This window comes from Amycolatopsis endophytica, from assembly GCF_013410405.1.
GTDB lineage: Bacteria > Actinomycetota > Actinomycetes > Mycobacteriales > Pseudonocardiaceae > Amycolatopsis_E > Amycolatopsis_E endophytica.
Window position 1 is genome coordinate 619,874 of record NZ_JACCFK010000001.1, and the last position, 15,318, is coordinate 635,191.

The 15,318-nt window shown below is 67.7% G+C and carries 11 protein-coding genes and 2 pseudogenes; 4 read left to right on the plus strand and 9 right to left on the minus strand.

Annotation, left to right across the window (positions count from 1 at the left end; genetic code table 11):
• Window positions 1-17: 17 nt before the first annotated feature.
• The 5 genes from HNR02_RS03030 to HNR02_RS03050 form a co-directional block, all read right to left on the minus strand.
• Window positions 18-1,613 carry an AMP-binding protein gene (locus tag HNR02_RS03030; protein ID WP_179771703.1) on the minus strand — a complete coding sequence of 532 codons (1,596 nt, stop codon included), beginning with the start codon at window positions 1,611-1,613 and terminating at the stop codon, window positions 18-20.
• Entirely contained in the window at window positions 1,568-5,047 is a 3,480-nt protein-coding gene (locus tag HNR02_RS03035; RefSeq protein WP_179771704.1) for an indolepyruvate ferredoxin oxidoreductase family protein, read from the minus strand. The genes HNR02_RS03030 and HNR02_RS03035 overlap by 46 nt, the downstream gene beginning before the upstream one ends.
• Window positions 5,044-6,780, minus strand: coding sequence for an FAD-dependent monooxygenase (locus HNR02_RS03040; RefSeq protein WP_179771705.1), 1,737 nt, complete (start codon window positions 6,778-6,780; stop codon window positions 5,044-5,046). Before HNR02_RS03040 ends, HNR02_RS03035 begins: the two co-directional genes overlap by 4 nt.
• A 63-nt stretch (window positions 6,781-6,843) precedes the next feature.
• Window positions 6,844-7,278 (minus strand): nuclear transport factor 2 family protein, encoded by a 435-nt coding sequence (locus tag HNR02_RS03045; RefSeq protein ID WP_179771706.1) that lies wholly within the window; start codon window positions 7,276-7,278, stop codon window positions 6,844-6,846.
• 11 nt (window positions 7,279-7,289) lie between these two features.
• Complete coding sequence (locus HNR02_RS03050; protein WP_218902619.1) at window positions 7,290-7,886, minus strand: VOC family protein; 597 nt, start codon at window positions 7,884-7,886, stop codon at window positions 7,290-7,292.
• 156 nt (window positions 7,887-8,042) lie between these two features.
• Between HNR02_RS03050 and HNR02_RS03055 the strand changes: the two genes are divergently transcribed.
• On the plus strand, window positions 8,043-8,894 hold the full coding sequence (locus HNR02_RS03055; protein ID WP_179771707.1) for a fumarylacetoacetate hydrolase family protein: 852 nt from the start codon (window positions 8,043-8,045) through the stop codon (window positions 8,892-8,894).
• On the opposite strand, the gene HNR02_RS03060 is transcribed toward HNR02_RS03055, so the two are convergent.
• A complete protein-coding gene (locus tag HNR02_RS03060) occupies window positions 8,895-9,569 on the minus strand; it encodes a TetR/AcrR family transcriptional regulator (RefSeq protein ID WP_179771708.1) in 675 nt (224 codons plus the stop codon).
• A 170-nt stretch (window positions 9,570-9,739) separates the two neighbouring features.
• Between HNR02_RS03060 and HNR02_RS03065 the strand changes: the two genes are divergently transcribed.
• The gene (locus tag HNR02_RS03065) at window positions 9,740-10,747 is read left to right on the plus strand and encodes an amidohydrolase family protein (protein WP_218902620.1); all 1,008 of its coding nucleotides are present in this window, start codon (window positions 9,740-9,742) and stop codon (window positions 10,745-10,747) included.
• 48 nt (window positions 10,748-10,795) lie between these two features.
• Entirely contained in the window at window positions 10,796-11,806 is a 1,011-nt protein-coding gene (locus HNR02_RS03070; RefSeq protein WP_179771709.1) for a quinone oxidoreductase family protein, read from the plus strand.
• A gap of 178 nt (window positions 11,807-11,984) precedes the next feature.
• Here HNR02_RS03070 and HNR02_RS36715 read toward each other — a convergent pair.
• Window positions 11,985-12,149 (minus strand): annotated as a pseudogene (locus HNR02_RS36715) (SAM-dependent methyltransferase); the annotation flags it as partial.
• 584 nt (window positions 12,150-12,733) lie between these two features.
• Here HNR02_RS36715 and HNR02_RS03080 point away from each other — a divergent pair.
• Window positions 12,734-13,114 carry a nuclear transport factor 2 family protein gene (locus tag HNR02_RS03080; RefSeq protein WP_179771710.1) on the plus strand — a complete coding sequence of 127 codons (381 nt, stop codon included), beginning with the start codon at window positions 12,734-12,736 and terminating at the stop codon, window positions 13,112-13,114.
• A gap of 19 nt (window positions 13,115-13,133) precedes the next feature.
• On the opposite strand, the gene HNR02_RS03085 is transcribed toward HNR02_RS03080, so the two are convergent.
• On the minus strand, window positions 13,134-14,000 hold the full coding sequence (locus HNR02_RS03085) for a helix-turn-helix transcriptional regulator (protein WP_179771711.1): 867 nt from the start codon (window positions 13,998-14,000) through the stop codon (window positions 13,134-13,136).
• 287 nt (window positions 14,001-14,287) lie between these two features.
• A pseudogene (locus HNR02_RS36720) lies at window positions 14,288-15,192 on the minus strand (SpoIIE family protein phosphatase).
• Window positions 15,193-15,318: the final 126 nt, after the last annotated feature.

The following is a 15,318-nucleotide window of genomic DNA, read 5'->3' on the forward strand; positions in this document are numbered from 1 at the left end:
GGCGAGGCGACGGTGCACTACTCCGTGGCCGTCGGGCTTTCGAGAAGGCTCCGGACTGCCTTCTTGTCCGGCTTCCCCAAGCCGGTCAACGGAATCGAGTCCAGCACCACCACCCGCTTCGGGGACTGCACTGGCCCCTTCCGGTTGCGCACCGCGGCCTGGATCTCGGCAGTCAGCTCCTCGACGAACCCGGCGGCACGGCGGGCGGCTGAACGCACCACGACCACCGCGGTCACGGCTTCTCCCCATTTCTCGTCCGGCGTCCCCACCACGCAGACCTGCTCCACGTCGGGATGTTCGGAAATCACGTCCTCGACCTCCCGCGGGAACACGTTGAACCCGCCGGTGACGATCATGTCCTTGATCCGGTCGACGATGTACCAATAGCCGTCCTGGTCTTCCCGAGCGAGGTCTCCCGTGTGCAACCAGCCGGCACGGAACGTTTCCCCGGTCACCCGAGGTTGATTCCGGTAGCCGTGACCGAGCAGCGGTCCACTGACGCAGATTTCGCCCACCTCACCCGGGCGCACCAGCTCTTCGTCATCGCCGAGGATCGCGCAGCGGGCGAACTGCGTCGGCCGTCCACAGGAAGTGTGCCGAGGCCCCTCGTGGCGGTACGTGGGCAGGTACGTGATGGCCATCGGGGCTTCGGACTGGCCGTAGTACTGGGCGAAGATCGGACCGAAGTGCTCGATCGCCTCTGCCAGCCGCGCGGGGTTGATCGCCGCCGCTCCATAATAGACGATCTGGAGCGACGACACGTCACGAGTGCGCAGGTCGGGATGATCCAGCAGCGCGTAGATCATCGACGGAACCAGCATGAGTGCGGTGACCCGCTCCTTCTCGATCGTCTCCAGTACCGCGGCCGCATCGAACCGCGGCATCAGAACCAGCGTCCCGCCCTTGACCAGCACGGGGGTCACGAAGGCCGCCCCGGCGTGCGAGAGCGGCGTGCAGCTGAGGAACCGCGGCCGGTCCGGCCATTCCCATTCGGCCAGCTGGATCGTGGTCATGGTGAAGTAGCTGCCCGCCGAGAGCTGCACGCCCTTCGGCCTTCCCGTGGTGCCGCCGGTGTACACGAGGCTCGTGATGTGCTCGGGTGGCAGGGCGGCGGCGGCCGGCTGCCGCGGCGTGAACGTCGCGGCGTGCGCGACGATGTCGGTTGCGCTGTGCGCGAGCTCCGGCGGCACCGGACCGAACGTCAGGATCTGCCGTAGGGCTGCGACCCGGTCGAGGAGGGCCAGTGCGCGCTGCACGTACTCCGGGGTGGGTTCGATGATCAACGAGGTGACGCCGGCGTCGTCGAGAATGTAGGCATGGTCGTCCAGTGAACCCAGCGGATGCAGCGCCACCCGCTGGTACCCGCCGATGTGCGTGGCAGCGATGTCGATCACCACTTCGGGGCGGTTGCCGGAAAGGATCGCCACGGTCGACCCGGTTCCGGCCCCCAGATCCTCGAAGCCCTGCAGGTACCGGCTGACCTCGTCAGCCAGCTGGGCACCGGTGTAGGTACCGGACCCGGACGAGAGCACTGTCCGGTCCGCATGCCGGCGCAGCGACTCGGCGATCAGGTGCCCATTGTGGTTGGGCCGGTGCAAGCCGTCGGTCTGCATAGCGTTTCGAACTCCTCCAGAAGCGTGGCGAGCCGCTCGTGATAACGGTCCGCACTGTCGACTTTGATCTGTTCATAACCGCGGATCTCGTCCGGAAGCTTCGCCATCTCCACCGCGACAGGGTGATTGCGGGAGGTCAGCCCGGCCGACAGCTTGCGCAACATCGTGCTGTACTCGCCGATCAGGTCACGTTCCAGTCGGCGAACCCTGGTGTAGCCGAACAAGTCCAGTGGTGTCCCGCGCAGCCGGCGCATCGCCTTCAACACCCGGAACACCGGTGTGGCCCAGCTGCCGAGCTTCAGCTTGTTCCGCACGCCCCACGCGCGCAGCATGGGCGGATGCAGGTGAACGTACCTCTTGGCGCCGGTGCCGAACTGCTCTTCCACCTGCGATCTGAACTCGCGGTCCAGCGCGAGCCTGGCCACTTCGTACTCGTCCTTGTAAGCCATCAGCTTGTACAGGTACCGTGCCGCCGCCTCGGTCAGCGCGGTCGAATCCGGCACAGCGCGACTTTCCGCCTCGCGCACCTGATCGACCTGCCTGCGGTAGCGTCCGGCGTAGGCGGGGCTCTGGTACTCGGCGAGATCGGCGGCCCGCAACTCGATGAGGCGCTGGAGGTCGTCGCCGGAGGTGCCGTCGTCGGGTTCTGCGGCACTGTCCGTAGCCGAACCCGTGTTCGCCATCTGCCACCGGCCCAGCCGGAACGCCTGGCGGTTGCGGTCGACCTCGACCCCGTTGATGTCGATGGCGCGTTCGATCGCCTCGCTCGATACGGGCAGCCGGCCGGTCTGGAACGCCGCGCCGAGCAGGAGGACGTTGCTGAACTGCTCGTCTCCGAATGCGTCGAGGGCAAGCCGGCCGGCGTTCAGTGCGACGCAACGCCTGCTGTCCTGCGCGATTGCCGAGTGCAGGTCGGCGAAGTCCGGTAGCTCCAACGATGTGTCGGCGACCATCTGCCCGGTCGGGATCCGCGCCGACGAAACGATCGCCACCGTCCGCTGTGGGCTGAGCACGTTCAGGTTCGCGGGGTCGGCTCCGGCCAGCGGGTCGGACACCAGGTAGACATCGCAGGAACGTGCGCTGAGCTTGCCCGAACGCGGAACAGGTTCCGTCGAGATCTTCAGATCGGAGACCACGGCGCCGCCTTTCTGCGCCAGCCCGGTCTGGTCGAGACTTCGCACGTGCTTCTCGTCCAGTGCAGCGGCCGTCGCCAGTAGCTGGGCGATGGTGACGATTCCGGTGCCGCCGATGCCCACGATGCGGACCTGCGCTTCGGCGGGCGGTGCGCCGGTGGGCGACGGGATGGAGCCGGCATCGATGACGCTCGGTACTGCCGCCGGGTTTCCGCGCTCATCCGGGACCACCGTGACGAAGGAAGGGCAATCCCCGCGCAAGCACGAGAAGTCGAGGTTGCAGGAAGACTGGTGGATCTCGGTCTTACGACCGAACTCGGTCTGCACCGGCCGGACCGACAGGCAGTTCGACTGGACGCCACAATCACCGCATCCTTCGCAGATGCGCTGGTTGATGACGACGCGTTCGGCCGGGGACGGGGCCAGCCCGCGCTTGCGCTTCCGGCGCTTCTCCGCCGCGCACTCCTGATCATGAATCAGCACGGTGACGCCGTCGATGGAGGCCAGGCGCGCCTGCTCGGCGTCGAGCTCGTCACGATGCTTGACGGTGACGTCGCGGCCGAGCCGAGCCTCCTTACGGGTCCGCCGGACATCGTCAGTGGTGACGACGACCTCGGCAACTCCCTCCGCCCGGAGCGAATCGATCACGCGGCGCAACGCCATTCCGCCGGCCGGATCCTGTCCGCCGGTCATCGCCACGGCGGAGTTGTACAGGAGCCGGTAGGTGATGTTGGTGCCGGACGCGACCGCGGCACGCACCGCGAGGCTGCCCGAATGCGTGAAAGTGCCGTCCCCGATGTTCTGCACGAGCCGGTCCTGGTCGATGAACGGCGCCATGCCGAACCACTGGGCGCCCTCCCCGCCCATCTGTGTCACGCCGAGGACGTTCCCCGCCTGCTCCTCGTTCATCACCATCACGAGACCGTGACAGCCGATTCCGGCACCGACCAGGGTTTCCCTGTCGGTGCGAGTGGAACCGTTGTGCGGGCAGCCGGAACAGAAGTACGGTGTGCGCGCCATCACCGGCAGCTCGATCCGAGCGGGCGGCCGTGATTGCCCGAGCCATCGCCGGACCGGCTCCACCTCGTGGATCTCGCCGAGCCGCCGGGCCAGTCCGGTGATCACCCGGTCCACGTCGAGCTCGCCGGACGGGGAGAACAGTGTCCGTCCCTCGTGGTCATGCTTCCCGACCACGACGGGAGCGGCCACACCCGCGTAGAGAATGTCCTTGACCGCGGTCTCGAGGAAAGCGCGCTTCTCCTCGACCACGATGATTTCCCGGAGACCCTTCGCGAAGCGCCGGACGATCAACGGATCGACCGGGTTGACCATGCCCAGCTTGAGCAGCCGGATTCCGTGCCGGGCCAGTGTTGCCGGATCCCCCAGCCCCAGTCGCGCCAGCGCTTCCCGCACATCGAGGTAGGTCTTGCCTGCCGCGACGATGCCCAGGCGATCCGCACCGGTCGTCTCGGTGATGGCATCGAGTCCGTTCGCGCGTGCGTAGTCCAGGGCTCTCGGGAACCGCCGGGTGAGAAGACTGTGTTCGAGCGCGGCGAGGTTCGCCCCGATCAGCTTCGCGGACGGCCGGTGCCTGCTCGGCTCCAGATCCGCCACCGTCGGGCTCACTCGATCGGGGTGGACGACAGCGGTGCTCGCGCCGTCGGCGACCGCGGTGGTGATTTTGAGCGCCGACCACGTCCCGGTGAACCGGGACAGATGAGCGGCGTGGATGCCGTAGTCCAGGATCTCCTGCGAATCGGCGGGATACAGCGTCGGCAGGTACAGATCGGCGACGGCCGCCTCTGATGAACAGGGATAGGTCGAGGACTTTCCCGCCGGGTCGTCGCCGATGAGCGCGACCGCGCCACCCTGCGGGTCGGTGCCGATCAGGTTGGCGTGCCGGATGGCGTCGGAGGCACGGTCGAGCCCGGGGGATTTGCCGTACCAGTATCCGGTCACGCCGTCCGGACGCAGCGCACCGGCCTGACGGGCGAGCTGGGTGCCGGCGACGGCGGTCGCGGCCAGCTCTTCGTTGACCGCCGGGCGGTGCACGACCTCGACATCGTCGAAGAGCTCGAGCCGCCGCGCCAGCTCCAGATCGTAACCGGCGAGCGGGGACCCTTCGTAGCCGGTCACGAAGCTCGCCGAGCGAAGCCCCCGGCGGTCGTCGATCAGTGCCCGGTCCCGGATCATCCGAACCAGCGCCTGGATACCGGTGAGGTAGACGACGCCGTCGGAAGCCAGATAACGATCGTCCAGCCGCCACCGCGAATCCGCCGCGGCGCCCCGCCCGCCGCTCACCGTGCGAGGACCGTCTCGACGGCTGCGGCGAGCGTCACCGCAGGCTGGTCGTCACCGGACATACTGCGCCACGCGACGTGGTTGTCCGGGCGGACGAGCACGGCACCGTCCTCGCCGATCTGCCGCACGGCCTCCCATTGGCCGTCCACGTCGTGGTGCGTGTTCCCGACCTGAGCCGTCGCGATGGTGATGCCCAGTTTCTCCGCGACCTCCGCGGCCGCGGCAACCCATGCGCCGCCCCGGCTGCCCGTGATCAGAGCGACGGTGTCGTCGGCACCGACGAGGTCATGGGTCGACGACCGCTTGCCTTCCTTCTCCAGCCAGGCGTGCGGCAGCCGATGGCCCGGGCGGGTCGTGGGCTGGTAAACCTGCCCGAGCGGGTCGCCCGCGGCAGGCACCGACCCGTCCGGAACCACTGCGCCGCTCTCATACGCGAAGCCCATTTCGAGTTCCTGTGCGCAGAACTCGATGCACTGGGTTTCGACGACCTTTCGGAACCGGGTTCGCCGGGCCTGGCCCACCAAGCCCTCGGCGAAGAAGCCGCCGATGAGCAGCTGGTCCACTTCGGGCGGCAGGGGGAACGGGATGCGGCCGAATCCCGCATCGATGGCGAGGTGGTTCTGGGCCGCGAACATGGCCCACTCGACGTTGCGCAGACCGACCGGCTGCCGCTCCGCCCCATAGCTGTCCAGCAGGCGCGCCGGCGCGTGTCCTCGAAGGACGGTCGCGAGTTTCCAGACGAGGTTGTGCACGTCCTGGATGCCGCTGTTGAGGCCGAGACCGGTCGTCGGCGGCACTCGGTGCGCGGAGTCGCCGACCAAGAGAACCCGGCCGTCCTGATACCGCTCCGCAAGCACCGACTCGGCCCACCAATGACTGATCTTCTTGACCACGATGTCGACATCGGTGCCGATCAGCGCACCGATCTTCCGCACGATTTCGGCGTTGTCGGGCACGGGATCACCGGGGAACACCGCGAAGTGCGCCACCCATTCCTGCGAGCCCGCGCCCCAGGTGGGGCCCATCGGCACCAGTCGTCCACCGCTGGGCAGGAAGTGGGAAATGATCACCCCCTCGGTCCACCAAGGGGACAGATCGGCGGACACGTGGGCGGTGATCGTCTCGAAGACCTTGGATGCGCCGACCATGCCTATTCCGAGAAGCCTGCCGAGCGTCTTGCCACCGTCCGCGCCGACCATGTAGTCGGCGTGCACCGAATGCACCTCGCCGGTGGCGATCTCGCGTACCGACGCGTCGACTCCCTGATCGTCCTGGACGAATTCCAGGAGTTCATGACCGAACTTCACCGCATCGGCGTTTCGGTCCCGCGCTGCGGCGAGCAGCAGCGGTTCGAGGCGCAGCTGGGGCAGGTTCGTCGGTGGGCACACCGAGTGACGCCGGTACTCCACGGTGGAGTCGCCGGCACCGAAGCACTCCATTTCGAAGAGCTGCTTGCCGTCGAAAGGGCCGTCTCCCGCCAGCGTGGTACGCCACTCGACCTTCGACATGTCCTTCAGCGGAATGCCCTGCGCATAGACCGCATCGGCCAGGCCGAACTGCCGGAAGATCTCCATGGTGCGCGGATTCAGGTAATGTGCCTTGGGCAGTTCGGACGTCGACTCGTGGCGCTCGACGAGCAGATGGTCGATTCCGTAGCCGGACAGCATGATCGATGTCATCAGCCCGGTACCGCCGCCGCCGACGATCAGTACCGGTACCTCGAAGTGCGCCACTGCATTCTCCTTTTCGCACGCCGGAACGGACTCGCTGCCCGGCCGGTCACCGAGTCGTGGGCCTCAGAACTCACCGATGACGAAAGCCGGCGTCAGCGTCCGTTCGGCGATCCGCCAGTGTCCGTCGTCGCCGAGCCGGTACCGGTCCTCGACATCGGCGACGACCACCTGGGGAATCCCGGCGTCGCCGACCCGGCGGTAGACGGTGAGGATGATCGATCCGCGCACCCGGCCGGGGCTCTCGGCGCGCAGCCGGGTGTTGGATACGACGTGGCGGGAGCGAATGTCCCGATTGCGCGCCCGTTCTTCGAGGTGGCGGCGGATGTCGATGATCCCGCTGACCACCCGGTCCCCGGTCGACAGGATCGCGTCCTCGGTGAACAGCTCCGCCGCCCGGTCGGCGCTTCCGTGGTCGACGAGCCAGGAGTACTCGGTGGACAGTGCTTCGATCGCACGGCGCGTGTCACCGTCGAGGACGGCATCGGATCCGACAGCCATCGTCGCGCCCTTCACATCGTGCGGACGGCGTCGAGCCCGCCCGTCCCGGTCTCGGGCCGCTTGCGCAACTCGGTTTCCGGTACGCCGTCGTGGAATCGGCGGACGAATTCGTCCGCGTCGAGATTCACTCCGATCGGGTTCTTGGGGAATTCCGCGGTGAGGAACTCGTTGGTTTCCTCGATCGTGGCGAAGTTGTCGACCTGCAGCTCGAGCTGGTTGTTGTCCGGGTCGCGGTAGTAGAACGAGATCGTCGGCCCGTGGTTGATCGTCCAATACGGTTCGATGTCCAGTTTTTTCAACCGCTCATAGGTCGCCACGAGGTCGCCGAGCGTGGCGTAGGTGAAGGCGATGTGCTCGAGCCCGGCCGCCATGACCGGGCGTTCCGCCAGCGTCGGCACGCCCGCGATCGCCACGCGGTGGTGCTCCTCGTCAAAGGTCAGAAAGCACATGGCGCCCGGAGCCTCGAACGACGTCCGGGCGCCCAGCACTGTCCGGTACCACGTGACCATGTCGTCGTATCGCGTCGTACGCAACACGACGTGTGCGAGCCGGTCCGGACTGACGGACGCCCCCGCCGTCGCCGGTTGCGGCGACCTCTCCTGTGACACTGCGACCTCCCGATCTCCGTGTGGGGTTTGTCTGTCCTATCATTGTTCTTGATAGCAGTATCAAACTAGGATGTCGTCGTAGCCGGTGTCAAGCCTCCGGCCCGCACTCCGCGCCGGAGCCGGCGATCGTCAACCACAGGAAGGGCAAGGAAAAAGATGCACCTTTACCGGACGTCGCGAGGACTCGCTCGTCGCGACGGAGATGACCTGCTACTGCTCGACCTGCCCTATCCGGACGTGGCGGCGCTGTGTCGAGCCGGTGTCGACCAGGCGTCGACCGCGCCCGTCCTGGCGCGCGTCATGGTCGACGAGGTCGAATTGCTCGCGCCCGTGGAGAGGCCGTGCCGCATTGTCGTGGTCGGACTCAACTACCGCAGCCACGCGGCGGAGACCGGCGCCGAGATTCCCGCTGAGCCCACATACTTCTGCGTGGACGGTGGACCGACGGCCGGACCCGGCGACCCGATCGTCCTGCCGCCGGCCGCGCCGGACTTCGTGGATTACGAAGGTGAAGTCGGCGTGGTGATCGGACGTGCCGCGTATCGGGTACCGGTCGGCGAGGCGTGGAAGTTCGTCGGCGGGCTGACGTGCGTCAATGACGTTTCGGCCCGGGACCTGCAGGCGGCCGCTTTCGGTGAGCCGGGATCACCGGGCCTCGGCCTTTCGAAGGCGCTGGACACGTTCAAACCACTCGGCCCGGCAGTCGTCACCACCGATTCGTTCTCGTCGCCGCTGGACCTCCGCGTGACGACCTCGGTGAACGGCGAAATCCGGCAGCGGTCCAGTACCGCTGATCTGATCTTCGACATCCCGCAGCTCGTGTCGACGATCTCGCGAATGGTCACCCTGCTGCCGGGCGATGTGATCTGCACGGGCACGCCATCCGGGGTCGGGGCGGCGACGGGCCGCTTCCTCCGGTCCGGTGATGTCGTCGAGGTCGACGTCGAGGGCATCGGCACCCTGCGCAACCACGTCGTCGACTACCAGCCGGTGACCACGCCGTCGTGATCAGTCCGGCCGGGAGGTCAGCAAGCCGCCCAGCGTCAGGTCGATGGTGACCCGCGCGTGAGTCTCGACGGCATCCGGGTCCGCGTTGTCGATGCCGTGCATCCGATCCATCAACGCACCGGTCATGAAGAACGACGAGGCGCTGCCGACGAGGAAACGGGCGACGTAGGGCGTCGGAAGGTCGTCCCGGATCCGGCCCGCTTCCTGGCCGAGTTCGATCAACTTGGCGAAATGCCGCTCGAGCGGTGCGATGTAGGTGTCGGTCAGCCAGCGGACCCGGTCCGTCGCGAACTGCGATTCACTCGCCAGCACCGGGGCGACGCTGGGATGCCGGGCGAGGAACGAGATGTGCCGCCGGATCAGCACCTGCAATGCCGATACCGGGTCCAACTCCTTGAGCTCGTGATTGAGTTCCTGCTGCACCAGCAGTTCGCTGAACGCCTTGCCGATCGCCTCGCGCCAGAGCTGGTCCTTTGACTCGAAGTAGTAATGCATCAACGGCTGCGCGACCCCGGCGCTGCGTGCCACGCCGGACATGGACGTGCCTTCGTAGCCGGAGCGGGCGAAGCAGTCGATCGCCGTCTCCAGAATCGCCTCTCGGGTGGCCGCGCGTCGCTGCGGCACTTCGGTGGACTTGGCCCCTTTGCCGCCGCGACGTGGTGCTGCAGCTGACATAGCCCCTTCCTCCTGGTATTTCGGCCTTCGCGCGAATCACTGCTCCGCCGTCCCGGCCAGGTGTGGCCACCAGCTAATCACGGTAGGCGGACGCGCCGGGCCGACGGTGCCCGGCGAGCCCCGGCAGCATCTTGCTTGCGTAATAAATATTTTGTATTACGCTATCAAACATGGAGTCATTGCGCGTCATCACGGTCGAGGAGCACTTCCACCATCCCGAGGTCAGCGCCGAGGTTCGTGCGCTCTCGGGGCCGCTGCCGGTGACGCCCGACGAAGGGTTCGCCACGTTCGTCCAGGACGAGTTCATGCCCGATCAGGACTCTGCCGAGCGCCTCGGCGGCAGTCGCCTCGCGCACATGGACAAGGCCGGGATCGACGTCCAGGTGGTGTCGCACGGCGCGTTCAGTCCCACCAACCTCGACCGCCCGGAGGCCGTCGACCTCTGCCGCCGGGTGAACGACCGTTTGGCACTGCAGATTTCCGAACATCCGACGAGGTTTCGCGGGTTCGCCACCATCCCCCTGCACGATCCGGCCGCGGCAGCCGACGAGATGAAACGATGCGTGCACGAACTCGGTTTCGTCGGCACCCTGATCACCGGAACCTGCGGCGGCCGGTTCCTCGACGACGAACGTTTCGACCCGGTCCTTTCCGCGGCCGAAGCGGTGGACCTGCCGATCTACGTGCATCCGGGCTTCCCGGACAACTCCGCGGTGGCCGGCTACTACGCGGGAAACTGGCCCGCGGCAGTCCAGTTCACGTTCGCCACGCACGGTTTCGGGTGGCACATGGAGGCCGGTGTCCACATCCTCCGGCTCATCCTGTCCGGCGCGCTGGACCGGCACCCCGGCCTGAAACTGCTGAGCGGGCACTGGGGCGAGTTCGCAGCGGGATGGCTGGACCGCTTCGACGGGACGTTCGCGAAGACCCGCTACCTCGAGCGCGATGTGAGTGACTACTACCGCGACCACGTCTGGATCACGCCTTCCGGCATGTACACCCACAACCAGCTGAACTATCTGCTGGGCGAGGTCGGGGCCGACCGCATCATTCATTCCGAGGATTTCCCGTACCTCGTGCGCGACGACGTCGCGGGCTTCCTGGCCGACGCCGATCTCCCGGACGACCAGCGGCACGCGATCGCGCACCGCAACGCGGAGCAGTTGCTGCGGATCTGAATCCGTTCCGCATCCCGCTGTGCATGTGAAACGAACAGGAGCCAACCCATGAAAGCAATCCAGATGACCGAAACCGGTACCGCCGACGTGCTGAAGCACGTCGAGCTCACAGACCCGGTTCCGGCGGCAGGCGAGGTGCTGATCCGCGTCGAGTCGGCCGCGGTGAACTTCGCCGACGTCGCACGTCGACGTGGGGATCGGTATCCCGATCCGACGCCACTGCCCTTCACCCCCGGCGCCGAGGTGGCCGGCACCGTCGCGGCCGTCGGCGACGATGTGACCGGGGTCGGAGTCGGGACCCCGGTGTTCGGTTCGGTGGGACCCTACGCCAACGGCGGTTACGCGGAATTCTCGCTGGCACGACAGTCCAACGTCATCCCGTTGCCCCCGGGCGTCGATCCGGATCTGGCGGCGGGCCTCCTGGCGGTCGGACTGACCGCGACGTTGATCCTGACCGAGACGGCCAACCTCGCCGAGGGCCAGTCCGTCTTCATCCCGGCCGCGGCCGGCGGAGTCGGCAGTTACGCCGTCCAGATCGCCAAGACGCTCGGCGCGAGCACGATCATCGCCGGCGCGTCGACCCCGGAGAAACGGGAAATCGCGCTGCGCCACGGCGCGCACCACGCCATCGACTACCGCCAGGAGAACTGGCCCGCACAGGTTCGCGAACTGACCGACGGCAAAGGCGTCGACGTCGGATTGGACATGATGGGCCCGAAGCACCTTCCGGCCACGCTGTCGGCCCTCGCCCCCTTCGGCCGGCTGGTCACCTACGGAGCAATCACCGGGCTGGACGGGCAACACCTCGACGGAGACGCGCTGACTCCGCTGATCTACGACCCCGCGCCCGGACAGTCGCTGACCGGGTTCAACCTGGGCGCCTGGTTCGCACTGCGCCCCGAGAGGGCGATCGGTGGGCTGGGCCGGCTGCTCGGCTGGATCTCCGAGGGCAAGGTCACCGGCCCGACGATCCACCCCATGCCACTGGCCGAAGCCGCCGAAGCCCATCGGCTGCTGGAAAGCGGTTCGGCGACCGGCAAGCTCATCCTGAAACCGTGACTCCGCGAGCACGCCTACTACGGCGACACGCCGGCCGAAGCCGCTTCCACGTTGCCAGGGCCTGCACGCGCGGCTCACAGCTCGGGGAAACGCCCCGAGCGCGTCGGCCCGGCCGGGTTCACCGCCCAGCAGCCGTCCATGCCCACCGCATGCCCGGACTGCTTAGCACTCCGCCTGTTCAGGTGAGACGAGCGACCCCACCGAGCAGCACGGCGGCGGCCTGGTCCCACCGATCAGTGCGGTGATGCGGGAGCGGGTGCCAGTCGGTCGCCCGAACCAGCCCCGGCGATACGAGTTCGGCGTCGCCGAAGAGCGCTGCCGCTATGTCTGGGCCAGTTCGGCCTGCTGCCTGCGTGCGCGCTCGTCTTCACGGGCGTGACGTGCGTAATCGCAAAGCCGGGGACGAACGGCAGCACCGATACCATCGGGAGCCCGACCTCGCCACAGCCGTCCACGACGCCGGCATGCGAATGGTCGCGGCGATGTCGCCGCCAGACAGCAGCCATCGGCGTACCTGTTGTTCGCCGCCGGAAACCTGACCCTCACTCATGTCCACGACCGCGAAGCCGCCACGACACCAGGCGAGACCGCGCAGGGACTCCAGGGTTTCGAGGACGAGGCCGAAGAGCGTGCGGGCGTCGCGGCGAAGCCCGGTTGCGCGAACGGTTCCGGCGCGGCGCTCGCCGGGCGCGCTCGTGCGGACGATCGCAGTGCGAAAACCGAGGTCTGGGTGCTGGCCAGGACCGCACGCGGTCGCCGCGCGTGCGCCTGCCGGCACTGCGGGGGTGTGCCACACCCAGTGACGCGGCGACCTGCCTCCCGGCCGCGGCCGACCCTAGCATCGATCGCGTACCCCCCACGAACCATCAACCGCTACGAGGAAAACGAATGCCGTACTCCGCTCGGGAAAACACCAACATCGAGCTCGTGAAGGCCGCGCTGAACGCCGGTGCAGCGGACTTCACGAAATTCTTCACCGAGCTCTTCACCGATTCCACGGAATGGACGATCGCCGGACACGGAGCCGTCGCCCGTACCTACAACGGTTTGCGGGACCTCCACGAGAACGCGGAAAAAGCGCTCTTCGACCGGCTCGACGGACCACTCGCCATCACACCGCGCGGGCTCTGGGCCGACGGCGACGACGTGATCGTCCGTATCGACAGCACCGGAAGGGCCATCGACGGCAAGCCGTATCACAATGGCTATCTCTACATTCTGACGATGAAAGAAGGAAAGGTAGCCGCGGGCATCGAATGGCTCGACTTGCACGCCTACTACGAGATCGTCGAGCGTGTGACGATCTGATTGGGTGGGCCCGCCGCGGCTACTCGCCGGGCAGGTCCCCGCGGGCCTGTCCCGGCCGTTGTCGGGACGAGGCGGCGATGCTGCCGAGCAGCCGCAGGGCCTGTTCGGCGTGGCTGCCGGCCTCGGCCTGGCACACGAGGAGGTACTGGCCGCTGACCCCGGCCACCTCGAAGGCGTGATAGTCCAGCTCGAGCGAACCGACCGCGGGATGGTCGAGGCTCTTCGTCTCGTGCGACTTGCCGGCCACGACATGCGAACTCCACAACCGTGCGAACTCGTCGCTGTGCGTCCGCAGCTCGTCGATCACCGGCTGGACCCGTCCTCGTGCCGCCGGCCGCCCCCATGTCTGTCGCAGCGTCGCGACCGTGCCGGCGGCGACCTTCTCCCATTCCACGAAGAATCGAGGCCCCTGACGGTCGAGAAACACCATCCTGGCGAAGTTGTCGGTGTGCTCGAATCCCGCATGCAACGCCACGCCGAGGGCGTTCGCGGCGAGGATGTCCTGAACGTCGTTGAAAATGAACGCGGGATTCACCGGCCACTGGTCGAGCAATCGGCGTAACGCCACGGGAATCGTCCTGCTCGTCGGCGCGGCAGCGCCCGTGGGATCGACACCCGCGAGCCGATGCAGGTGCAGCTGCTCGTCCGGACTGAGGCGAAGGACCCGGCCGAGCGCGCTCAGCAACGACGGCGAAGGGTGGTTCTCACGCCCCTGCTCGAGCCGGGTGTAGTAGTCCACGCTCACGCTCGCCAGCGTCGCGACCTCCTCACGACGTAGCCCGGCGACGCGTCGCCTGCCACGGGGAAGACCGACGCCCTCGGGATCGACCGCGGCACGCCGAGCGCGCAGGTAAGCTCCCAGCTCGCTGGAGTAGGTCGTGGGCATGCCTCCGATGTTAGCCTCCGGTCACGCCGCGATACGCCGTCACGGTCATGATCGCCGGTCCGGAAGCACCCGGGACGATCGGCCGCCCGTGTTTGTCCCGACATCTCGGCGGCGATGGTCCTCGATGGACCGCTGGGCACTCGCCGCGACCTCCGTCGGCCGGCGGGGCGCCGGACTGTTCCCGCTCAACCAGGTCCAGGTCAGGAAGCGAGCGGGGCTCAAGGCAAGCGCTCACCGCGACGGGAGGTCGCGATCGGCGCACCGCGTCGCCTCGCCTCGGAGGGTCACTACGACCTGTCCCGGACCGTCGTCGGGCCTTGTCGCTCGGGGTCCGAGCACATCGCGCGGTAGGAAGTGTGGGGTGTGGTTGCGCTGGGCGCTCGGCGGTGATCGGGAGGATCTCGTCGAGTCCCGTCAGTCGCAGGGGGCGCAGGACGCTGGCGGTGTTGGCGAGGAGGAGCAGTGACCGGCCTGCGCGGCGGCAGGTGCTGGCGGTCGACGGTCGCGTCGTCGGCCAGGTCGAGGGTGTCGCGGTAGCGGGCCGTGCGGCGCAGGATCGCGGGCGGGACGTGGGCCGCGGGCAGGTCCCGGCTGTCCCGCATGGCCTCGATGAGGATGTCCGGCCTGTCTTGGGGCGCGCCGACGTGGCTGTAGCCCCCGTCGCTGACCACGATCAGCCGGTCACCGGGTCGGAGCTGGAAGTGCTGGCTGTGGTACGGGTGTTTTCGAACATGCCCAGGGGCAGTTGCCGCTCGAACTTCACCGGCTCGACACCCTCCTCGCGGAGGAGCCACAGCTGGGGCGATCCGGCATCGACGACCTCGACTCTGCCGGTGTCCAGTTCGAACCGCAGCAGCAGGGTGGCGTAGGCCTGCTGCAGTAGCGCATCGATGCGGTATTCGGGCCGGGAACAGGACCGGCCGGGCAGCAGCTGCCACTGCAACTCGGCGGCGAGGGTGAGCCGTTGCGGTTTCCAGCCGACCCTCGCTAGGGCCTGCATACCGAAGTCATACCGCGCAGTCAGTCCCCGGCGGCGCCGCCAAGACGACCGGAACGGCAGGGCTCGTTGGTGCTGCTCGTCGAAGACGTCGGCGAGGATGTGCCCGACGGTGTCCTGCAGGCTGAAGGTCGGCGGGACGAGCTGCTCGCCGTCGAGTCCGAGCAGGTCCCGCTCGCGGTACCACTCGCGCATGTGTTCGGGACCGACTCGGCTGCGTGCGAACGGGTCGCGTGCCGGCGCAGCGACTCCTCGAACGAGACGTCAAAGTAGTAGACGCCGGTGCGGCCGCGATGATCGGCGGCGAGGTCGGCGAGCATG

Coding starts and splice junctions, on each gene's coding strand:
- HNR02_RS03060 (WP_179771708.1), bottom strand. CDS start 9,569: ATGTCAGCTGCAGCACCACGTCGCGGCGGCAAAGGGGCCAAGTCCACC.
- HNR02_RS03065 (WP_218902620.1), top strand. CDS start 9,740: ATGGAGTCATTGCGCGTCATCACGGTCGAGGAGCACTTCCACCATCCC.
- HNR02_RS03055 (WP_179771707.1), top strand. CDS start 8,043: ATGCACCTTTACCGGACGTCGCGAGGACTCGCTCGTCGCGACGGAGAT.
- HNR02_RS03045 (WP_179771706.1), bottom strand. CDS start 7,278: ATGGCTGTCGGATCCGATGCCGTCCTCGACGGTGACACGCGCCGTGCG.
- HNR02_RS03085 (WP_179771711.1), bottom strand. CDS start 14,000: ATGCCCACGACCTACTCCAGCGAGCTGGGAGCTTACCTGCGCGCTCGG.
- HNR02_RS03070 (WP_179771709.1), top strand. CDS start 10,796: ATGAAAGCAATCCAGATGACCGAAACCGGTACCGCCGACGTGCTGAAG.
- HNR02_RS03030 (WP_179771703.1), bottom strand. CDS start 1,613: ATGCAGACCGACGGCTTGCACCGGCCCAACCACAATGGGCACCTGATC.